The 21652-nt window shown below is 64.7% G+C and carries 19 protein-coding genes; 11 read left to right on the forward strand and 8 right to left on the reverse strand.

Annotated elements, in window-relative coordinates; all coding sequences use genetic code 11:
• Positions 1-40: 40 nt before the first annotated feature.
• The 3 genes from A7A08_RS05275 to hemC are packed head-to-tail and all read right to left on the reverse strand — an operon-like array spanning position 41 to position 3123.
• Positions 41-1441 carry a COG4223 family protein gene (locus A7A08_RS05275; RefSeq protein ID WP_069094471.1) on the reverse strand — a complete coding sequence of 467 codons (1401 nt, stop codon included), beginning with the start codon at positions 1439-1441 and terminating at the stop codon, positions 41-43.
• A gap of 42 nt (positions 1442-1483) precedes the next feature.
• Positions 1484-2200, reverse strand: coding sequence for a uroporphyrinogen-III synthase (locus tag A7A08_RS05280; protein ID WP_069094472.1), 717 nt, complete (start codon positions 2198-2200; stop codon positions 1484-1486).
• Complete coding sequence (hemC, locus tag A7A08_RS05285) at positions 2200-3123, reverse strand: hydroxymethylbilane synthase (RefSeq protein WP_069094473.1); 924 nt, start codon at positions 3121-3123, stop codon at positions 2200-2202. The genes A7A08_RS05280 and hemC overlap by 1 nt, the downstream gene beginning before the upstream one ends.
• Before the next feature lie 62 nt (positions 3124-3185).
• On the opposite strand from hemC, the gene tsaD reads away from it, so the two are divergent.
• The 7 genes from tsaD (at position 3186) to A7A08_RS05320 (ending at position 9726) form a co-directional block, all read left to right on the forward strand.
• Positions 3186-4253 carry a tRNA (adenosine(37)-N6)-threonylcarbamoyltransferase complex transferase subunit TsaD gene (gene tsaD / locus A7A08_RS05290; RefSeq protein ID WP_208430584.1) on the forward strand — a complete coding sequence of 356 codons (1068 nt, stop codon included), beginning with the start codon at positions 3186-3188 and terminating at the stop codon, positions 4251-4253.
• Positions 4254-4337: 84 nt separating this feature from the next.
• Complete coding sequence (locus A7A08_RS05295) at positions 4338-5333, forward strand: NAD(P)H-dependent glycerol-3-phosphate dehydrogenase (RefSeq protein WP_069094475.1); 996 nt, start codon at positions 4338-4340, stop codon at positions 5331-5333.
• Between the two features lie 37 nt (positions 5334-5370).
• Complete coding sequence (locus tag A7A08_RS05300; RefSeq protein ID WP_069094476.1) at positions 5371-5661, forward strand: YciI family protein; 291 nt, start codon at positions 5371-5373, stop codon at positions 5659-5661.
• A 4-nt stretch (positions 5662-5665) separates the two neighbouring features.
• On the forward strand, positions 5666-6097 hold the full coding sequence (locus A7A08_RS05305; RefSeq protein WP_069094477.1) for an EVE domain-containing protein: 432 nt from the start codon (positions 5666-5668) through the stop codon (positions 6095-6097).
• 38 nt (positions 6098-6135) lie between these two features.
• Positions 6136-6525: a DUF1761 domain-containing protein gene (locus A7A08_RS05310; protein WP_069094478.1), complete on the forward strand. Its 390-nt coding sequence runs from the start codon at positions 6136-6138 to the stop codon at positions 6523-6525.
• A gap of 97 nt (positions 6526-6622) precedes the next feature.
• Positions 6623-8581 carry an acetate--CoA ligase gene (gene acs / locus A7A08_RS05315; RefSeq protein ID WP_069094479.1) on the forward strand — a complete coding sequence of 653 codons (1959 nt, stop codon included), beginning with the start codon at positions 6623-6625 and terminating at the stop codon, positions 8579-8581.
• Positions 8582-8634: 53 nt separating this feature from the next.
• Entirely contained in the window at positions 8635-9726 is a 1092-nt protein-coding gene (locus A7A08_RS05320; protein WP_069094480.1) for an acyltransferase family protein, read from the forward strand.
• Here the strand turns inward: A7A08_RS05320 and A7A08_RS05325 are convergent.
• Positions 9723-10178: a globin domain-containing protein gene (locus A7A08_RS05325; protein ID WP_141693852.1), complete on the reverse strand. Its 456-nt coding sequence runs from the start codon at positions 10176-10178 to the stop codon at positions 9723-9725. The genes A7A08_RS05320 and A7A08_RS05325 overlap by 4 nt on opposite strands.
• A 208-nt stretch (positions 10179-10386) precedes the next feature.
• Here A7A08_RS05325 and htpX point away from each other — a divergent pair, with 208 nt between their 5' ends.
• From htpX to purH, 4 genes are all read left to right on the forward strand, one after another.
• Positions 10387-11358, forward strand: coding sequence for a zinc metalloprotease HtpX (gene htpX / locus A7A08_RS05330; RefSeq protein WP_069094482.1), 972 nt, complete (start codon positions 10387-10389; stop codon positions 11356-11358).
• 118 nt (positions 11359-11476) lie between these two features.
• A complete protein-coding gene (locus A7A08_RS05335) occupies positions 11477-12844 on the forward strand; it encodes an RsmB/NOP family class I SAM-dependent RNA methyltransferase (RefSeq protein WP_069094483.1) in 1368 nt (455 codons plus the stop codon).
• Positions 12845-13059: 215 nt separating this feature from the next.
• Positions 13060-14820 (forward strand): heparinase II/III family protein, encoded by a 1761-nt coding sequence (locus A7A08_RS05340; RefSeq protein ID WP_069094484.1) that lies wholly within the window; start codon positions 13060-13062, stop codon positions 14818-14820.
• Between the two features lie 138 nt (positions 14821-14958).
• Complete coding sequence (gene purH / locus A7A08_RS05345; protein ID WP_069094485.1) at positions 14959-16545, forward strand: bifunctional phosphoribosylaminoimidazolecarboxamide formyltransferase/IMP cyclohydrolase; 1587 nt, start codon at positions 14959-14961, stop codon at positions 16543-16545.
• On the opposite strand, the gene A7A08_RS05350 is transcribed toward purH, so the two are convergent.
• The 4 genes from A7A08_RS05350 to A7A08_RS05365 all read right to left on the reverse strand — a co-directional run bounded on the left by A7A08_RS05350 (position 16542) and on the right by A7A08_RS05365 (position 21281).
• Positions 16542-18545, reverse strand: a complete 2004-nt coding sequence (locus A7A08_RS05350) for an MFS transporter (RefSeq protein ID WP_245290823.1) — start codon at positions 18543-18545, stop codon at positions 16542-16544. The two genes, purH and A7A08_RS05350, sit on opposite strands and share 4 nt — an antisense overlap.
• Before the next feature lie 31 nt (positions 18546-18576).
• Positions 18577-19356 (reverse strand): TPM domain-containing protein, encoded by a 780-nt coding sequence (locus A7A08_RS05355; RefSeq protein ID WP_069094486.1) that lies wholly within the window; start codon positions 19354-19356, stop codon positions 18577-18579.
• Positions 19357-19380: 24 nt separating this feature from the next.
• On the reverse strand, positions 19381-19992 hold the full coding sequence (locus A7A08_RS05360; RefSeq protein WP_069094487.1) for a LemA family protein: 612 nt from the start codon (positions 19990-19992) through the stop codon (positions 19381-19383).
• Between the two features lie 149 nt (positions 19993-20141).
• On the reverse strand, positions 20142-21281 hold the full coding sequence (locus A7A08_RS05365) for a mechanosensitive ion channel family protein (RefSeq protein WP_069094488.1): 1140 nt from the start codon (positions 21279-21281) through the stop codon (positions 20142-20144).
• Positions 21282-21652: the final 371 nt, after the last annotated feature.

The raw sequence follows: 21652 nt of genomic DNA on the forward strand, positions 1-21652 counted from the left end.
CTGGATCGATGACGGGGACCTTCGGCATGGGATCACACACTCAAAGGCCGGAAGAGCCGGCGCTGTCGGCCCCGGTCTCAGTGTCGGAGGCATTACCCGCCTCGGCGGCGGACAGACGTTTCAGGGTGGACTGGGCGTCGGCGCGCGCCTGGGCTGCGGCGAGCCAGTCCTCCATGGCCTGCTTGGGCTCGGATTTCAGGCTTTCGACCTCGCTTATCGCCTTGGCGAGATCGCCCTCATCGAGAGCGGCCCGGGCGCGGGTCAGGATCGCTTCGGTGCTGTTGCCCTTGCCCGCCCCATCGAGACGGCGAACCTTCACCACCGAGCCGGCGCTGGAGAGAAGCGTATCGAAGAAGCCTTCTTCTGCGGGCTCGACCTCGGTCGCGAGCGCCTTGTCGCGTGCCGGCTCGAAGGCCGTGATGAGCTCGGGCATGGTCGCGATGCCGTCCGCGGCATGGGCCGGCAACGGCGTGAGCTCCGTGCTGGCGGGAGCGATCCCCTTGAACTCATCGAGCTCGGACTTATACGGCCCGCCGCTCTGAACGGCAGTGCGAAGATCGGCAAGCGAGGCGGTCATGGCGGCACTGCGCGCTTCGGAGGCGGACTGCTTCACCGCTGAGGAGATGTCGGGCAGCTGGTCTTCCAGCTTGGCCACCCGCGTCTTCACGGCATCGAGATCCGCTTCGCCAACGGCATCGGCGGCATTCACCTTCGCCTGAGTCTGGGACAGGGTCGCCACTTCGCTCTTCAAGCCGTCGATCTGCTGGCGAAGATCGGCGACCTGTTTCTTGGCCGCGCCACTCTCCGCTCCGTCGCTGCCGGCCTCGGGAAGCTCGGCCAGACGCTCGTCGATCTTGTTCTCCAACCGCTTCTCGGCATCGCCGATCTGCTGGCTGACGGCTGCGGCATCGGCGACAGAGCCGCCTTTCTGGGCCTGGTCGGCCATGGAATCGATCGTCGATTCCAGCTTGGCCACGCGATCTTCGAGGCCCGAGAGATCGTTCCGGGTGACTTCCGCGGCGGGCGGCTTCCGATTTTCCAGCTCAGCCACCCGCGCTTCCAGTTCAGGTGCGGACCTCGTGGCGAGAGAGGGGTAGTAGGTCACGGCGAGGAAAAGAGCGACAACGCCGATGACGCCGCCGATCACGCCGGCGAGGACGTGGCTGAGAAATCCGCCGCCGGAACGCGCGGAAGGCGGCACGGCTTCCCGCTCATGGTCGGACAGTTCGTCCAGTTCTTTCAATTCGGGATCGTCGGAGACGGCATCGCCCGCATCTCCCACGGGCTCCGTCTCGGAGGTCTCGTCAGAGGCGGCGGCCGCTTGATCGTCGTTGGGCGCCTCCGCTTCGGAGGGCACCTCTTCCGCCGTGCCTTCTATGGTGTGAGCAGGACGCTTGTCGGCGTCGGTCTCTTTGCTCTTGTCGCCAAAAGGATCGGCCATAACCCTACCCGCTACTTGCCCCGCGCCTTCGATCTCGTTCAATCAGGAGGATGCCGCCTCCGCCGCAATGAGCGCAAGGAGTTCTTCCTGGCTCGGCTTCGCGGCCACGCGCAGCTTCAGGCCAAAACCTTCCACATTGGTTGCGACGGCGGACGAAAGGCAAAAACAGTAAAGAGACGCCAGCTCGGCGGCATTGTTCCTGTTCAGGCGCGCAAATATCTGCGCCGTGCGGGGCGACATGAGGATGACGCCGTCCATGGTCCGGCCGGCGAGGGCCTCGGCGGCTTCCGGCGTGAGGCTCTTGGCCGGCACCGAGCGATAGAGCACAGGCGCCTCAATATCGAAGTCGTAGCGCTCAAGCGCCCGCTTCAGATCGAAGGCGAGGGTCTCGCCGGCGAGGTGGATGAGCTTTCCGCCGGCGGGATCGAGATTGTCGACGATGATGCGGGCGAGCTCTTCGCCGGTGCCCGGACCTTCCGTGACCTGCTCGAACCCCATGTCGCGCGCCATAGCGGCCGTGCCGGCTCCCACCGCAAGGAGCGGAAGCCGCAGGGCGACATCGCGCTGGGAGAGCCTGGCCAGCGCGCGCAGGCCGTTGCGGCTGGTGGCGATCAGCGCCTGCGCCCGGTACAGATCCATCGGAGGGCCCAGAAACTCGATTTCGAGCAGCGGAGAGACGACGGGCTGGTGCCCATGTTCCCGCAAGAGAGCCGCCTGAATCTCGGCGTCCGATTCCGGCCTGGTCACGAGCAGGCGCATCAGTCGAGGTCTACCAGGAAGTCCGGCCCAGCCCGCTCCAGAAGCTCCGCCGCGGCGTCGGTGCCGAGGGCAGCGGCATGGATGTGCTCGCCTTCCCGGGAGGTTTCGAACCACTCGGAGCCGTCAGGCTTCAGGATCATGCCCCGAAAGGTGATCCGATCTCCATCCAGCTCGGCGAGACCGGCGATCGGCGTGCGGCATGAGCCGTCGAGCCTTGCCAGAAAGGCACGCTCGCAGGATATCGCGATCTCGGTCGGCCGGTGGTGAAGCGGCTTCAACCAGTCGATCACCTCCTGATCTTCGCTGCGGCAGGCGACACCGAGCGCCCCCTGTCCGACGGCGGGGAGCATCTCTTCAGGCTCGATGACGGCGGTGGCATGCCGGGTCAGCTCCAAGCGCGTCAGGCCGGCATAGGCAAGGAGGGTGGCGTCCGCCTTCTCCTCCTCCAGCTTGCGCAGCCTGGTCTGGACGTTGCCCCGGAACGTCTCGACCCTCAGATCGGGCCGTATGCGCTTGACCTGGGCCTGGCGCCGAAGGCTCGCCGTGCCGACCAGCGCGCCTTCGGGCAGATCCTGAAGAGTCCTGGCCTTATGGCTGATGAACGCGTCGCGCACATCGCCGCGCTCTGGGATGGCGGCGATGATGGTGCCGGCAGGCAGCTCGGTCGGCAGGTCCTTCATGGAATGAACTGCAAGATCGATGGCGCCTGTAAGCAAAGCGTCGTCGATTTCCTTGGTGAACAGGCCCTTGCCACCGAATTCGCGCAGAGGCTTGTCCTTGATGCGATCGCCGGCGGTGGAGAAAACGTCGACGTCGATGTCGCCGGAAAAACCGCCGGACTTGAGCAGATCGCGCACATGCTCCGCCTGCCACAGAGCGAGCGGGCTTCCGCGGGTGCCGATATGAAGGGTGCGATGGGTCATTCGTTCTTCAATCGAAACGCGGCTGCGGTGTAAAGAGGCCTATGACGAAAAGCGTGAACCAATTGACGGTGCTGGGCATCGAGACGAGCTGTGACGAAACCGCAGCCGCGGTGGTGCGGCGGGAGAGCGACGGCAGCGCGGCCATCCTCTCCAATGTGGTGCGCGACCAGCTGGATCTCCACCGGCGGTACGGCGGCGTGGTCCCGGAGATCGCGGCGCGCGCCCATGTGGAGCTGCTGGACGCCGCTATCGCCCAGGCCCTGGACGACGCCGGGCTGACTTTCGAAGAGATCGATGCGGTGGCGGCCACGGCGGGGCCCGGGCTGATCGGCGGGCTGATCGTCGGCGTGGTGACGGGCAAGGCCATCGCGCTCGCCCGGGGGCTGCCTTTCGTCGCGGTCAATCACCTGGAAGCCCATGCGCTCACCGCGCGGCTCACGGACGGGATCGGCTTTCCCTATCTGCTGCTGCTTGTCTCCGGAGGACATACCCAGCTGCTCGCAGTGGAGGGTGTCGGGCGCTATCGCAGGCTCGGGACCACACTGGACGATGCGCTGGGCGAGGCCTTCGACAAGACGGCGAAGCTGCTGGGGTTGCCCTATCCGGGCGGCCCGGAAGTGGAGAAGCTCGCGAAAGACGGCGATGCGAGCATTCCCCTACCCCGGCCGATGCTCGGACGGGCAGAGCCGCATTTCTCCCTGGCCGGGCTGAAGACCGCCGTGCGTCAGGCCGCGCAGCAGCGGGCGCCGCTTTCCGACCAGGTGGTTGCGGATCTGTGCGCAAGCTTCCAAGAGGCGGTGGCGGAGATCATGGTCGACCGGACCGGGCGCGGCATGGCGCTCTATCTGGATCAGTTCGGCGAGGACGCACCACGGCAGCTCGTGGTGGCCGGCGGCGTCGCAGCCAATCAACGGCTGCGGGAGGCGCTGGACCGGCTGTGCCATGCGCAAGGCTTCACGCTCCATGCGCCGCCGCTTGCGCTGTGCTCCGACAACGGAGCGATGATCGCCTGGGCGGGGCTGGAGCATTTCGCCCGGGGCGAGCGCGACGACATGACGGCCGAAGCACGGGCGCGATGGCCGCTCGATCCCGACGCGCCGCCGGCCATCGGCGCCGGGGTCAAGGCGTAGCGCCGCCTCTGGTCCCGGACGGACGCGACCGCTACACTCGGCTGCGAGGAACGCGCCAAATATGCAAGCAGGGCAAGGAGCAGAATGAACCTTCAGTCAGCCGGCATCGTGGGGGCGGGCGCCTGGGGCTGCGCTCTGGCCCAGACGGCGCGGCGCGCCGGGCGGGACGTGACGATCTGGGGCTACGAGCCGAGCGTCGTCGACGAGATCAACGAGAGCCACCGGAACAGCGCCTATCTCCCGGACGTCGTGCTGGACGATGACATCCGCGCCACGACGAGCTTGAAGGACGTTGCGGCGTGCGACGTGATCCTGCTGGTGACGCCGGCCCAGCACGTGCGCTCGATCGCCGGCGAGCTCGCTTTTCACCTGCGGCCCGACCAGATCCTCATCATCTGCGCCAAGGGGCTGGAACAGCAGACAGGCAAGCTTTTGTCGGAGGTGGTCGGCGAAGTGGCGCCCGCTGCCGAGATCGGCGCGCTTTCCGGGCCTGGCTTCGCCGACGAGATCGCCCGCGGCCTTCCCTCCGCCGTCACTCTCGCCATGGCGGGCGAGAATGAGGCGGCAGAGCTCGCGCAGACCTTCAGCCATCCCTCCTTCCGGTGCTATGCCAGCGCAGACGTGATCGGGGCGCAGCTCGGCGGCGCCGTGAAGAACGTGCTGGCGATCGCGGCGGGCATCGTTCAGGGCAAAGGACTCGGCGCTTCGGCCCATGCGGCGCTGGTGACCCGGGGATTTGCGGAGCTGACCCGGCTCGGCATCGCCCTCGGGGCGAAGCGGGAGACCATGGCCGGGCTTTCGGGGCTCGGCGATCTGATCCTGACCTGCGGAAGCGCCGCGTCGCGCAATATGTCGCTCGGCATCGCACTCGGGCAAGGCCGCACTCTGGGCGACGTGCTGAAAAGCCGGAGTTCGGTGACGGAGGGGGTGTTCACCGCCGGTGCGGTGGTCGAGATCGCCGCCGCCAAGGGGATCGACATGCCGATCTGCCATTCGGTGCATGGGGTGATCGCCGGGCTGCAGACCGTGGACGAAGCGATCGAAGGGCTGCTGTCACGGCCGTTGCGGTCGGAAGGATAAGCTCGCAAGGAACGATAAGAAGAGGAGACGAGAGCCGATGCTCTACGCAGTGATCTGCACCGACAAGCCGGGGAGCCTGCCGCTGCGGCAGGAAAAGCGCCCCGACCATCTGGCCCATCTGCAAGGCCTGGGAGACAAGCTGGCGCTGGCGGGCCCTTTCACCGAGGACGACGGTGTCACCATGAACGGCAGCCTGGTGGTGATCGAGGCAGAGTCGGCAGAAGAAGCGCGAGCGCTGGCCGAAAAAGATCCGTTCTTCGTGCACGGCGTGTTCGAGAAGATCGAGATCCGTCCCTGGAAGTGGACGCTCAACAATCCGAACGGCTGACCCGATGGCATATTGGCTTTTCAAATCGGAGCCGGGCACCTGGTCTTGGGACGACCAGAAGGCGGCTGGCGCAAAGGGCACGGAATGGGATGGAGTCCGGAACTATCAGGCGCGCAATTTCATGCGCGACATGAAGGTCGGCGATCTCGGATTCTTCTATCACTCGGTGAAGGAGAAGCAGGTGGTCGGCATCGTGAAAGTGAGCGCGGAGGCGCATCCGGATTCGACCGACGACACGGGAAAATGGGAGTGCGTCGACCTCGTCGAGGTCTGCGATCTCGCCAACCCGGTGCATCTCGACGAGATCAAGAACGAGCCGAAACTCCAAGAAATGGTGCTCGTGAACAATTCTAGGCTTTCAGTCCAGCCCGTTTCGGCTCAAGAATGGGAGATCGTCTGCCGGATGGGCGGCCTGAAGAAGCTGCCGAAGTCGTGAGCCCGCGGTAGGGGCACAAGGAGACGAGGGAGGATACTATGTCGGTGAACATCCTCGCGGTTGTGAGCGCCGCGGTCGCCGGCTTTCTGATCGGATGGGGCTGGTACGCCCTATTCGGCAAGGTCTGGCAGCGCGGCGTCGGCGATCTCGAGCTGCAGCACAGGCCGGCTCCCTATGTCTTCGCGGCTGTCGCCAATCTGCTGATGGCGGTGATCTTCTCGGGCGTTCTGTTCCATACCGGAATGTGGACGATACGTGGCGGCATCATCAGCGCGGCCCTGCTATGGGCCGGCTTCGTGCTCACGACGGTGACCGTCAATCAGAGTTTCCAGGGCCGGCCGGCCTCCGTCATAGCGATCGATGCCGGCCACTGGCTCGTGGTGATGGTGGCGATCGGCGGGATCCTCGGCGGGTTCGGCCCAGCCTAAGATGCGGAGAAGCATCCGCGGGAGAGCGAGTAGCGGGAAGCGGAAGAACAAAAAATCCGTGCCGCGTAGCGTAAGGTGGCTTTAGGGAGGCGCCAAAATGACGACGGCGAACAAGATCTACACCGTGCCTGACGAGGTGAAGCAACGCAGCTTCATCGACAAGCACGCCTACCAGTCGATGTACCAGGAAAGCGTCGAGAACCCGGAGGGGTTCTGGGGCGAGCACGGTAAGCGGCTGCACTGGATCAAGCCCTACTCCAAGGTGAAGAACACCAGCTTCGAGTACCCCGACGTCTCGATCAAATGGTACGAGGACGGGGTGCTGAACGTCTCCCAGAATTGCGTCGACCGGCATCTGGAGACCCGCGGCGACCAAACGGCGATCATCTGGGAGCCGGACGATCCGGAGACGCCCGCGAAGCACATCACCTACAAGCAGCTCCACGAGGAGGTCTGCCGGTTCGCCAACGTGCTGCTCGCCAACGGCGTGAAGAAGGGCGACACGGTCACAATCTACCTCCCCATGATCCCTGAGGTGGCCTACGCCATGCTGGCCTGCGCGCGGATCGGCGCGGTCCACTCGATCGTCTTCGCCGGTTTCTCGGCCGAAAGCCTGGCCGGACGCATCGAGGATTGCGGCTCCAAGGTGGTGATCACCGCCGACGAGGGTCTGCGCGGCGGCAAGCGGGTGTCCCTGAAGAAGAATGTCGACACGGCGCTCAAGCACGCGCCGGTGGTGGAGAAAGTGATCATCGTCCGCCACACGGGCGGTCTCGATCCGGAGATGGCGAGCAATCCGGGGATCGACGTGGATTACTCCCGCGCCCGCGAAGAGGTGGCGCCAACCTGCGCGCCTGAGGAGATGAACGCGGAGGATCCGCTGTTCATCCTCTACACGTCAGGATCGACAGGTAAGCCCAAGGGCGTGCTGCACACGACGGGCGGCTATCTCGTCTATGCGTCGATGACCCACCAATACGTCTTCGATTATCACGACGGCGACGTCTACTGGTGCACGGCCGATGTCGGCTGGGTCACGGGCCACAGCTACATCGTCTATGGGCCGCTCGCCAATGGCGCGACCACGCTGATGTTCGAAGGCGTTCCGAGCTATCCCGATGCGGCCCGCTTCTGGCAGGTCGTCGACAAGCACGACGTCAACATCTTCTACACGGCGCCGACCGCCATCCGCGCGCTCATGGGCGCGGGGGACAAGTTCCTTGACGGCACCTCCCGCAAGTCGCTCCGGCTGCTTGGGTCCGTGGGCGAGCCGATCAATCCGGAAGCTTGGGATTGGTATTACGAGAAGGTCGGCGAGGAGCGCTGCCCCATCGTCGATACGTGGTGGCAGACGGAAACCGGCGGCATCCTCATCACGCCACTCCCCGGCGCCACGGATCTGAAAGCGGGCTCCGCCACCCTGCCCTTCTTCGGCGTGCAACCTGCGCTGATGGATGCGGACGGCAACGTCCTGGATGGTCCGGCTTCCGGAAACCTCGTGATCCTCGACTCCTGGCCGGGCCAGATGCGCACGATCTTCGGCGACCACGAGCGGTTCGTGGAGACCTACTTCTCGGCCTATAAGGGCAAATACTTCACGGGCGACGGCTGCCGGCGCGACGACGACGGCTATTACTGGATCACCGGGCGCGTGGACGACGTGATCAACGTCTCCGGCCACCGGATGGGAACGGCCGAGGTGGAATCCGCGCTGGTGTCCCATCCAAAAGTCTCCGAAGCCGCGGTCGTGGGCTACCCCCACGATATCAAGGGGCAAGGCATCTATTGCTATGTGACCCTGATGGAGGGCGAAGTGAGCTCCGACGAGCTTCGGCTGGAGCTCCGCAAATGGGTGCGCGAGGAAATCGGGCCGATCGCCTCGCCGGATAAGATCCAGTTCGCGCCAGGCCTGCCCAAGACCCGGTCCGGAAAGATCATGCGGCGTATCCTGCGCAAGATCGCCGAGGACGATTTCTCGAATCTCGGCGACACCTCGACGCTTGCGGATCCGGGCGTGGTCGACGATCTGGTCGAGAACCGGCAACACAAGGCGTAAGGAGCGGCTTTCTGCGCCTCCGTGCTTGGCGCATATCTTGCCAAGTAACAGGCATGAAAACCTTCCTGTCGATCCATTACCTGCGCGGCATTGCGGCGCTCGGCGTGCTCGTGTTTCACGCCTGCGGGTTCGTCGCGGGCTATGGCAGCGGCCGAATTTCCCCGGAAGCCGTGCGAATCGGCGAGGCCGGCGTCGACATCTTCTTCGTGATCAGCGGGTTCATTCTGACCATCGCGACCCAGAAGCCGACTTCAGGGTCGGATTTCATGCTGGGACGGTTCGCGCGGGTGGGCGTGCCATATTGGTCCATCATCCTGACGCTCGCCGTAGCGACGATCGTGATGCCTTCCGCCTTCCGGAGCTTCGCCTGGGAGGGCAGCGACCTCTTCTTCTCGCTTGCCTTCGTCCCCACGATCCTGCGGGACGGATCGATCTTTCCGATGCTGGAGCCCGGCTGGACCCTGTGCCTGGAGATGCTGTTCTACGTTGTGATGGCGATCGCGCTGGTGATCCTGCCGGCGAGCCGGTCCGCCCTGATCTGCTGCGCCCTCGCCTCCCTAGTGATCGTCGGGTTCCTGCTGGACCTGCCCCAGGGCCAGAGCGTGGCGTGGTTCTTCACCCAGCCGATCCTGCTGGAGTTCTGCTTCGGCATCCTGATCGCCCATTTCTACCTGTCGGGCTTCAGGATGCCCGGGATCTGGGCGGCGGCGCTCGCGGGGGTGGCCGTTGTGAGCGTCGGCATCGTGGGCTTGCATCCGCCGGAGGCGTTCGAGCCCGCGCGGACGCTGCTCTACGGCCTGCCGGCGACGGCACTCGTCGCCGGGCTGATGTTCCTGGAAGCGGATGGACGTTGGGTGACGAGTCGCGCGCTGAGCTTCCTCGGCACGATCTCCTATTCGCTCTATCTCACCCATGTGTTGAGCCTCGCCGTGGTGGCGAAGCTCTTAGGCGGTCGGGTTCCGGGCCTGGCGGGCGATCTGGTGACGCTTGCGGTCTCGCTCGCAGCCTCGATCGTCGCGGCGTTTATCTACTTCCGGCTGATCGAGAAGCCCGCTTTGCTGCTCTCCCGGCGCCTGCGGCCCCGGCACAGCGCGGCGCCGCCGGCGCCCCCGCTTGAGGACACCGAGGCACGGCAGACTGTTTAGGCCGCAGCCATGACGCTGGTGATCTGGGAGAGATAGACCTTCCAGGCGCGGCGGACGCTATAGGTGAACTCGTCGTCCAGGGACTTCTCGAGGGTCCAGATCAGCGCGTCGGCCATGGTGTTGTAGTCGTCCGCCTTCAGTCCCTTCTGGCGCAGGCGCGTGCCGAGCAGGCGCAGGGCCGACTTGGCGCCCTGGCGCTGTTTCAGGGAAATGACGGCCAGGCTCATCGTGGACATCATCTTGATGGCGTGCGGCTTGATCGGGCCCTCGAACTGATTGCGCATCGACGGGTCGACATCGAACAGGCGAAGGAAGAACAGGATGCCGACAAGCTCGGCTGCCGGCTCCAGCCGGTTGAAGCTCGCCCGGACGAGCTCGCGCTCGGACGTGCTGAGGCTGAATTCGCTGAAATCGACTTCGGTGACCGTGGACGAAAGGGCTAACGCGGACATGAGCAGCAACTCCGTAAATTGTTCGGATCACTATCGCTGCCGCACCTTGACCAACCGTTAAGGTAAGCGCGGCCCTAACGATTTTTTCCGAGCGAACTCAGAATGCTGGGCGCTTCGTAAACTCTTGAGAACGCGACCGGCCCACCCAACATATCGGTGTGCCGGAACAGGCGTTTTCCGGCGTTTCTCGAGGAGATTCACTGCTGTGATGGGCTATTTGAGAACGGCGATGCTTCTGGCGGCGCTCACCGCGCTGTTCATGGGAGTGGGCTTCCTGATCGGCGGTCAGGGCGGAATGGTCATCGCCTTCCTGGTGGCTGCGGGCATGAACCTGTTCGCCTACTGGAATTCGGACAAGATGGTGCTGCGCATGTATGGCGCGCAGCCGGTAGATGCGGGCTCCGCGCCGGAGCTCTACGGCATGGTCCGGGAGCTTTCCCAGGCTGCCGGGCTTCCGATGCCCAAGGTCTATGTGATGCAGAACGAGCAGCCGAACGCGTTCGCCACGGGCCGCAATCCTCAGAATGCCACGGTGGCGGTCACCACCGGCATCCTGCGGACTCTGTCGCGGGAGGAGCTTGCCGGCGTGGTGGCCCATGAGCTGGCGCATATCAAAAATCACGACACGCTGGTGATGACCATCACGGCGACGATCGCCGGTGCCATCTCCATGCTGGCGAATTTCGGCCTGTTCTTCGGTGGGCGGGACAATAACGGCGCGGGGCTGATCGGAACCCTGGCCATGATCTTCCTGGCGCCGCTGGCTGCCGGTATCGTGCAGATGGCCATCAGCCGGACCCGGGAATACGAGGCGGACCGGATGGGCGCCGAGATTTCCAAGGCGCCGCTGATGCTCGCTTCGGCGCTGCAGAAGATCGCGGGTGCCGCCCACCGTATTCCGAACCGTGAGGCGGAGCGCAATCCGGCTTCCGCCTCGCTCTTTATCGTGAACCCGCTCTCCGGCGCGCGGATGGACAATCTCTTCTCCACCCACCCGAATGTCGAGAACCGCATCGCCCGTCTCAACGAGTACGCAAGGGAATGGGGGCTCACTGGAACGCGCGCGGCGGAGCCGATCGATGCGCCGGCCGGCGAGACTTATTCCGGCCCCTGGGGGAACGAGACCCGCGGCCGCGGTCCTTCCTCTCGTGGTCCTTCCTCTCGCGGTCCTTGGGGTTAGCAGGCCCAGACATACGGGAGAGGACCCTTGGAGGGGCGACCCTTTGGGGGTTGACCGCGGTGGCCCGATGGCGGAGCAGTTCGCTCCTCTCCTTTGCAGTTCAAAAAAAGCGATTCCGATGGCATCCCCAGCAGCACCCTCCAGAGCAAGCGAGGCCCGCGCAAGCGACGCCCAGGTCGGTTTGGCAGCCCGCCGGGCGGCGGCCGATGTTCTGACGGCGATCCTCGTGAAGAAACAGCCGCTGGATCTCACACTCGGTAAATCGCTTTCGACCGGGCACATGGCCAATCTGCCGCCGCGAGACCGGGCGTTGACCCGGGCCATCGTCATGGCGAGCCTGCGCCATAAGGGACAGCTCGACGCCATCCTGCTGCGGTTCCTGGAGAAAGGCTTTCCGCCGAAATCCGGCACGCTCTATGCCATCCTGCTTTCGGCGGCGGCGCAGCTCGTCTTGCTGGAGACCCCGGCCCACGCGGCGATCGATCTGGCGGTGACGCTCACCCGGTACGACGCCCAGGCGAAACGCTTCGACAAGCTGGCCAATGCCGTACTGCGCAAGGTCTCCCAGCAGGGAAAGGCGCTGGCGGACGAGATGGACGCGGCCAAGGTGAATACGCCCGATTGGCTGTGGGAGCGCTGGTCGAGATATTACGGGGAAGAGAACACCCGGGCTATCGCCGAGCTGAACATGCTCGAGCCGCCGCTGGACCTGACCGTCAAGAGCGATCCGGAGGGATGGGCGAAGCGCCTGGACGGCCACGTGCTTCCAGGCGGCGGCGTGCGGCTGATCCCCAAGGGCCGCATCGAGGCGATCGAGGGCTATGACGAAGGCGCCTGGTGGGTGCAGGACCTCGCCGCATCGCTCCCGGCGAAGCTGTTCAAGGACATCGCGGGCAAGAGGGTGCTCGATCTTTGCGCCGCGCCAGGCGGAAAGAGCGCGCAACTCGCCGCCGCCGGCGCATCGGTGCTCGCGCTCGATATCTCCGAAAACAGGCTGAAGGTGCTGAAGGAAAACCTGAAGCGCCTCGACCTCCCTTGCGATACGGCCCTCGGCGACGCGGCCACCTGGTATTCGGAGGAGCGGTTCGACGCGATCCTGCTGGATGCGCCTTGCTCGTCGACCGGCACGATCCGCCGCCATCCGGATATCGCCTATCTGAAGACGGAAGAGGATCTGCCGTCGATGGTGAACCTCCAGAGGCGGCTGCTAGACAACGCGGCGAAGCTGCTGAAGCCCGGCGGCACGCTTGTTTATTCGACCTGCTCGCTGGAGCCGGAAGAGGGCGAGGGACAGATCGCTTCCCTCCTAAGCACCCACGGCAGGCTGCACATCGATCGGATCCAGCCCGATGAGGTTTTCGGCCATTCCGCCTGGATAACTCAGACGGGCACACTCCGAACTCTTCCCCCAAGCTTCAAGATGGATGCCCCCGAACTCGGCGGCATGGATGGCTTTTTCGCCGCGCGGCTGGTGCTCGCAAGCTAGACGACAAGTCTTTATCCCGATTATATCCACAGGTTTTCCTCAGGATCTCCCCTGGTTCGTACCGGGTTCGATACCTATTTCTTATTGGAAACGGAAAGTCTTTGGAGCGCACGGAATTTAGTCTTGATAACCGTCATGGAAGCTTCGACAATCATCTCGAGTTTCGGGGAACCTCTAGGGGTAGCGGGTCCCGGAGCGAGTAGGGAAGACGTACGATGGGGGCTGAACTTCTCGCCGTGCAGGGGCGCATGGTGAGCGGCGGTCAATCCTATCGCGGACCCGGCGCGTTTCGCCGGCTCATGCTGAGTGGGGTTGCCAGGCTGCGGTATCCGGGCAGCGAAGCGGAACAACTTCTGCTTGCGCCGCAAGATTTGCGCACTGCTGACCCCAGCTTTTCGACCGAGATCTACAACGGACATTTCGGATTGGCCGGCACCCATGCGGTGATCGGGAGCCATTCGCCGTTCGCCATCATGGCGCCGTCGGAGGCGTGGGCGCGCGAGCTGCACGGCTTCGGCTGGCTGCGCAATCTGAGGGCCGCCGGCAACGCCTTGGCCCAGGAGCAGGCGCGAACCCTGTTCACCGAGTGGGTGAAGCAGAATCGCAGCTTCACGGGGCTCGCATGGCGGCCGGACGTTGTGGCCCGCCGGGTGATCTCCTGGCTCGCCAACTGCATGGTCGTGCTGGATACGGAAAATGCGGACGCCTATCACGGGTTCATGCGGGAGCTGACCAGCCATCTTCGCTACCTGTCTGCCACCCATCGGGAGGCGCCGGACGGTGCGCCGCGGCTGGTCTCGGTCATGGCGCTGGTCTATGGCGGGCTTTGCATCGCCGAGCAGCAGGCCGTGACCAAGCGATACACGCGCCCGCTTGCGAAGGAGCTGGAACGGCAGATTCTCCCCGATGGCAGCCATATCTCACGCAATCCCATCGTTCTGGTGGAGCTGCTGCTCGATCTCCTGCCGCTGCGGCAATGCTTCGTCGCGCGGGACTACACGCCGCCGGAGGAACTCACGAGCGCGATCGACAGGGCCATGACCGCGTTGCGCTTCTTCCGGTTCCGGGACGGGGATCTCGGCCGGTTCAACGGGACGGGTGCGACCCCTTCCGACGCGCTGGCCACCCTGCTGGCCTATGACGAGGCACAGGCCCACCCGCCCCGCGCCGCGACCGTCGGGAAATATGGTCGGCTCGAGCGGGGCAGCTCGGTGCTGCTGGCGGATATCGGCGCCGCGCCGCCGATCACCGTGAGCCGCCAAGCAGCAGCCGGTTGCCTGTCCTTTGAGCTGGTGGTCGACGGCCATCCCGTCATCGTCAATTGCGGCGCGCCCGGTCCGGAAAACAGCGAATTCGCCGCTACGGCCCGGGCGACGTCCGCTCACTCCACGGTGACGGTGGAAGAGGACTCCTCGGGCCTGTTCGAGCGTGCCGGACAATCCGCACCGGTGCGGGCCGACGCCACGCTGATCGGTCCGCCGGAGGTCTCGGGCGAAGTGATCGACGAAGGCGAGGCTCTGGAGCTGAAAGGCCGCCATGAAGGCTACAAGAAGACCTTCGGACTGGCCCATTCGCGCCAGATCGTGCTGGCGGCAACTGGCGCCCTTGTCAGTGGGCGGGACACCCTGAGCCCGGTCGGTCCGCGCGCGAAGGGCGTGCCCGTGGGGCCGCTGACCTTTGCGGTCCGCTTCCACCTGCACCCGGAGGTGCGCGCCTCCCTGATGCCGGGCGGGCGGAGCATCGAGCTCGTCTTGCGGAACGGCGAGGTTTGGCAGCTTTCCTCAAATGCCAAGGAGGTGGGGCTGGAATCCAGCCTCTATTTCGGCGACGAGCGGGGTCCACGGGACAGCCTGCAGGTGGTGCTCTCAGGCTCCGTCGGCGACAAGGAAACGCGGATATCGTGGTCTATCGAGCGGGTCAGCGCATCGGCAAGGCGGACCGCAGAGACAGCCGCACGCACTCCAGAGCTGGTCTAAGGGCGACGCCTGCTGTGGCGGTGAGCCGATTTGTCCGGGCGCGGGAGCGCGCCCGGCTTTGCCGCTTCCCGGATTCGTGATAACCGCCCCTTTCCGGCCTCCGGTTCTGCCTTCCAGCCTTCTGGGACTATCCACCATATGGACCAGCGAAAGATCGCCCGCGCGCTTCTCTCCGTCAGCGACAAGACGGGGCTTGTCGACCTTGCTCGCGGCCTCGCGGAGCGCGGTGTGCAACTCGTGTCCACCGGCGGCACGGCCCGGGCGCTGAAGGAGGCCGGACTGGAAGTCCAGGACGTCTCAGACCTCACGGGCTTCCCGGAAATGATGGACGGGCGGTTGAAGACCCTGCATCCGAAGGTGCATGGCGGATTGCTGGCCAAGCGGGACGATGCGGACCACGCGGCCGCCATGCAAAGTCACGACATTCCCGCCATCGATCTGCTCGCGGTCAATCTCTATCCCTTCGTGAAGACGGTGGAGGGCGGCGCCGATTACGATACGGCAGTGGAGAATATCGATATCGGCGGGCCGGCGATGATCAGGGCGGCGGCGAAAAACCACGACGGAGTCGCGGTGGTGGTCGAGCCGGGCGACTACGCGCGGCTGCTGACGGCGCTGGACGAAAACGACGGCGCGACGCCGCTCTCGCTGCGCAAGGAGCTGGCGGCCAAGGCCTATGCCCATACAGCAGCCTATGATGCGGCCATTTCGCGCTGGTTCGCCGAGCAGATCGGCGACGACACCCCGCAAACCCGCACATTCTCGGGACAGCTCTCTTCGGCGCTCCGCTATGGCGAGAACCCCCATCAGGATGCCGCGTTCTACAAGACCGGCGAGAAGCGGTTCGGGGTGGCGAGTGCAGAGCTCGTGCAGGGGAAGGCGCTCTCCTACAACAATCTCAACGACACCGATGCAGCCTACGAGCTGGTGGCGGAGTTCGACCCGGAAAAGGCGGCCGCCATCGCCATCATCAAGCACGCCAATCCTTGCGGCGTGGCTCAGGCGGCCACTCTCCATGAGGCCTACGAGAAAGCGCTCGCCTGCGACTCGGTGAGCGCGTTCGGCGGCATCGTTGCCGCCAACCGGCCGCTGGACGCCGACGCTGCAGAAGAGATCGTAAAGATCTTCACGGAGGTGATCATCGCCCCCGATGCAAGCGACGAAGCGAAGGAGATCATCTCCCAGAAGAAGAATCTACGGCTCCTGCTGGCGGGCGGGCTCCCCGATCCGGGCGAGGCCGGGCTGACCTTCCGGTCGCTGGCCGGCGGCTTCCTGGTGCAGGGCCGGGACAACCGGACCCTCGATCCGTCGAATCTGAAAGTCGTGACCAAGGCGCAGCCGAGCGAGGTGCAGCTCGCCGACATGATCTTCGCCTTCACGGTCGCCAAGCATGTGAAGTCCAACGCCATCGTCTATGCCAAGGACGGGGCAACGGTGGGGATCGGTGCAGGTCAGATGAGCCGGGTGGATTCGACCCGCGTCGCCTTCCGCAAAGGGCAAGCCGCGGCGGAAGCGCTGGGCCTGAAAGAGGGACTGACCGAGGGCGCCGTGGTCGCCTCGGATGCCTTCTTCCCCTTCGCCGACGGCATCGAGGTGCTTGCTGAAGCCGGCGCCACGGCGGTCATTCAGCCGGGCGGCTCCATGCGCGATGACGAGGTGATCAAAGCGGCGGATCGGCTCGGCCTCGCCATGGTGTTCACCGGTCTGCGGCACTTCCGCCATTAGCCCGCGGCACTCGCCGGCAGCCTGACCTTCATCAGTAGCCAGAGGCCTGCGAGCAGGAACGCCACGGAGGTGGCGATGCCAACGCGCTGGCTGTCGGCGAGATAGGTCACCGCGCCGATGGCGAGCGGGGCCGCAAAGGCGGTGACCTTTCCCGAGAAAGCGAAGAAGCCGAAGAATTCGGTGATCTGACCGGCTGGCGTCACGCGCACCATGAGCGTGCGGCTTGCGGCCTGGATGGGGCCGGATGCGATGCCGATGAGCATGGCGAAGACGAGATAGGCCTTCTCGCCAGCCGAGGCGAAAAGGGCTGCACCGGTTTCCTTGGGCGGCACCTGAAGGACGAACAGGATCTCGTCCTTGTCGATGGAGAGCACACCGACGGTACCCACGATCAGCAGAAGAAGCATGGCGGCGATGACCCGCTTCGGCCCGAAGCGGTCGTCGAGATGCCCGCCGATCCAAGCGCCGAGCGCCGCGGTGACGACCAGGATGATCCCGAACACGCCCATTTCGGCGGCCTGCCAGCCGAACACGCTGGCCGCATAGATCCCGCCAAAGGCGAATATGGCGCCCAGGCCATCGGCGTAGAGCATGCGGGCCAGAAGGAAGAGAGCGGTCTGGGGGTGGTCCTTCACGAGCTGGCGCAGGCGGGTGTAAAGGCCGGGCTGCGGCACGGGCGCGGCTTTCCGTTCGCGGCGGGGACGATCCGGCGTGAAAAAGAAGAGCGGCAGGACGAAGACAAGATACCACAAGGCGGAGAATGGGCCGATGAGACGGTCGCCTTCTCGTGACGCCGCGTCGAGGGGCAGGAGCGGATCGAGGCCAAGTAGGGTCTTGTCTGTCGCGGGATCGGAGACGAGGAGGCCTGCGACGATGACCAGGCTCACGAGGCCGCCCACATATCCGACGGCCCATCCGGTGCCGGAGAGCTTGCCCAGGCTGCGGCCCGTCACGAGGTCCGGCATCATGGCGTTGTTGAAGACCGTGGCGAGCTCGGCAGCCATCAGCGCTATGCCGAACGCCACAAGGATAAGAATAGCGCGATCGGGGTGGACGGGATCGGCAAGCCATAGAACGCAAAGACTGACGATAAGCACGGCGGAGAAGAGCGCGATCCAGGGCTTGCGCGGCTGATGATGGCTATCCGCGTAGCCACCCAGGATTGGGGCAAGGAGCGCCGCAAACAATTGGCCGAAGCCGGTGGCATAGCCCCAGAGGCTCGCCGCGAGGATCGGCTCCGCCGCGAAGCCGTTCACAAAATAGGGCGCAAAGAGGAAGGTTACGACCAGGGTGTAGAAGGGCTGGGTCGCCCAGTCGAACATGACCCAGCCGAACAGTCCTCTTGCGCGGACGGGGCCGCTACTGCTCGGAGCTGCGCCATCGAGCACGATCAGATGGTTCGGCAGTTCATCGCATTCCATGCCGCCCGGCGGGAAATGCCGGGCCAGGACGTCTCCGCAGCTTGATATCGCCTCATTGAAGGCATCGATCCGGTCGCCCTGACCGATGCGGGCGGTGAAGCCATCGATGATGGTTTTCCAGGTCTGCGGCTCGACCTTCTCGTAGACGGCTTCATCGGCGATCACCTCGGCGAAACGCTCGGCCACCGAGACGAAGAACAGGACGCCCGTTCGCCCCATGGTCGTATGGAGGTTCTGGGCAAGGAATTGCTCCAACGCCTTGGCGTGGGCGCGGGCGTGCTTGATCCTGCGCGGAACCAGGGCCATGCGGATCGGCAAGACCTGTGTAATGGGCAGGAGCGCCAGGAACGTGAAAAGCTGAATTGAATAGACGATATCGAGGCCCCAGTCGGTGAAGATCATCAACGGCAGGGGCACGGCCAGGGCGATCAGCGCGGACCAGAGCACCGTGAAGGAGCGATAGCCGTCGGACGCATCGGTGACGATGACGACGATCTCGCCCGAGGTGCGGGATTCGGCACGGGAGATGGCTTGCGCGATCTCCGCCCGTTCCTGCTGGGTGAAGTCTAGCTTCGCCACGACGGCCGCCCTTTCGCTTTCCGTCTCATGTCTACCAGCCCCCCGAGGCGCCGCCACCGCCGAAGCTGCCGCCACCGCCGGAGAAGCCTCCCCCGCCGGAGAACCCGCCGCCGCTGCTGGATCCGCCCCAGCTCGACCGGCGTCCGCCGCCTGTGCCGAGCCCCGGTCCGCCACGGAGCATGTAAATCACATAGAGGATGATGACGATCCAGACGATGATACTGATCCAGTCCACCTCGTTGTCGCCATGACTCGGCGGAACGGCGCGCTGATAGAGCTCATCCTTGTGGCCGGTGAGGGCGAGAGTGATGTCGTCGACGCCGGACTCGATGCCGCCGGGGAAGTCGCCATTCCTGAAGCGGGGCAGGATGCTGTTGTCGATGATGATCTGGGAGAGGATGTCGGTCAGCTTGCCTTCGAGTCCGTAGCCCACCTCGATGCGCACCTTGCGCTCGTTGGGCGCCACGATGAGCAACGCCCCGTTATCGAGCTTCTTGGTGCCGATGCCCCAATGGCGGCCGAGCTGATAGCCGTAGTCTTCGATGTTCTGACCCTGCAGGCTCGGCAGGGTGACGACCACGAGCTGGTCGGTGGTTTCGTCCTCGAGGGCTTTCAGCTTGGCCGTTAGAGAGGATTCCTGCGCAGGATCGAGCAGGTTCGCGTCATCCACGACACGGCCGGTCAGGGCCGGAAACTCGATCCCGGCTTGCTGGGCTGCTGCCGGAACGAGGCAAGCGAGCGTAAGAAGCGCTGCGAGCAGGCCTGCGATCTGGAGCGTTCTCGGGAACAGCTGCCGGCCACGATACGGCATGGCGACCCTCCGATTCCGCCTCCGCTAGAAGCTGACCTTGGGAGCCTCTTTGCTTTCCGGCGCGGAGGAGAAGTTCTGCATGGGCTCTGAGTCGGGATACATCAGAGCGCGCCACCAGCGGCCTGGGATGGTGCGAAGCTCGGTGTTGTAGGCGCGGACCGCCTCGACATAATCCCGGCGGGCGACGGCGATCCGGTTCTCCGTGCCTTCGAGCTGAGACTGGAGCAGGACGAAGTTCTTGTTGGCCTTCAGGTCCGGGTAGTTCTCCACCACGACCAGCAGCCGGCCGAGAGCGGAGGAAAGCTCGCCCTGGGCTTCCTGGAATTTCTGGAAGGCCTCCGGATTTGTGGTGATGTCGTCGGGGATCTGCATCTGGGTCGCCTTGGCGCGGGCCTCGACAACGTCGGTCAACACGTCGCGCTCATGGGCGGCGGAGCCCTTCACTGTCTCCACGAGATTGGGGATGAGATCGGCCCGGCGCTGATACTGGTTCTCGACCTGGCTCCAGGCGGCCTTGGCCTGTTCTTCGAGTGTCGGGATGGTGTTGATGCCGCAACCGGCGAGAAGCGTCGCGGCAAGACCGATAACCGCCGCCCGAAGACCAATGCGCCGCGGCGCCTGCGAGATAGCCAACATCCATTCCCTCCCTCGGAATTCGGTGGGGATCGTGTCTACGCGATCACCCAGCCGGCCTAGGGCGCGCCGTTCGCGGCGTCCCGGCCCTTTTCCGATGTATGGGGCGAAAACCGCCAAGGCAAGCGGTTTTGCGGAGGGCGGACAGCCTGTCAGGCCCGCGATTGCCGCTTCTCGCCAGCGCCGTCGAGGGCGGGCTGGAGATGGACCGGAACGCGGCCGCCCGCCTTCTGAAGCGCTGAATCGAGGGCCTGCAGATGCAGGGTTCGGGTCGGGAAGGCAAAATCGATCCCGTGTTCGCCGAATGCGCGGAAGATGCCGAAATTGATCGCCTGCTGCACGTCCATATAGACGTTGTAGTCCTCGCTCAGGACGTAGAACACCACCTCGAAATTCAGGGAGGAATCGCCGTAGGAGGCGAAATGAGCCCGGTCGAAGCGGGCGCGGTCGGCGTTCTCGATGACCTCCTCGATAATCCCGGGGATCGCTTCCAAAGTATCCGGCGGGGTGTCGTAGACCACGCCGACCGCGAACACGATCCGACGCTCCGCCATGCGCTTGTAGTTGTGAATCCGCGTGGTGATGAGATCGGAGTTGGCGCAGACGATCTGCTCCCCGGACAGGCTGCGGATGCGGGTGGTCTTGATGCCGATCTTCTCGACATTGCCGGCCTGGTCGCCAAACACGATGAAATCGCCCACCTCAAAGGGGCGGTCGAGCACGATGGCAAGAGACGAGAACAGGTCTCCGAGCACGTTCTGGGCGGCGAGCGCCACGGCGACACCGCCGATACCCAGACCGGCGATCAGGGCAGTGATATCGAAGCCGACATTGTCGAGGATGAGGAGCAGCGCCAGGGACCAGATGGTCACCCGCGCCAGGGCCTGCATCAGGGAGATCGCACTGCGGATCGGCGCCTTCGTCCTGGTGGAGGCGAAGCGCCAGACAAGGCCTGCGCGCGCGATGCGGTCGGCCCACAGGGCGCATTGCAGGAAGAGCGCGATCACGAAGACGGTCTCGATCAGGTCTTCCGATGCGTTCGGAAGCGCGAGCACCGTGCTGCCCGCATAGATCGACGCGATCACGATGAAGATCGTAGAAAGCCGCTCGACGAGGTCCGCGAAGATGTGCGCCCAGGCCATGTCGGCCTCCGGGCGCGGCTTCGGGAGCCGCTTCAGCAGCACGATCCGCAAGCCCATCAGGGCGCTGGCCGTCACGGCGATGATGATCGCCGCCATGATCCAGAGCGTGATGATGTTGCCGTAGATCTCATTTTCCAGGAACTGAAGCATGACTTCCCTATGCGTTCGCTCTGCAACCCCGCCCCGGATTGGCTCTCTCCTCCCACAGCAGGGCGTGTCGGTGCAAGTTGCGCGAGGTCGAACGCCGCGGATGCGATTCGGGCAGTGCGGGTCCGACGGGGCCGCAACAACTGTTGCTAGAAGGAAACAAGGAGAAAGTTTCTTGCTCGGGGAACGGTGCCGTTCAGGTCTCGTTCACATGGATATGCAATTGTTTAGAGGAACGATTGTGTCCAGATTGTAAAAGTTTTCCGTAACTTGCGTCTCGCTGCAGGGGTGGAGAAAGCGTCTGGACCGGAAAGATCCGGGAATCGTCAGATTCCTTGAAGACAGAATGGGTCTTCACATTCGAGCCATGAGTC

It is taken from the genome of Methyloligella halotolerans, from assembly GCF_001708935.1.
Classification (GTDB): Bacteria; Pseudomonadota; Alphaproteobacteria; order Rhizobiales; family Methyloligellaceae; genus Methyloligella; species Methyloligella halotolerans.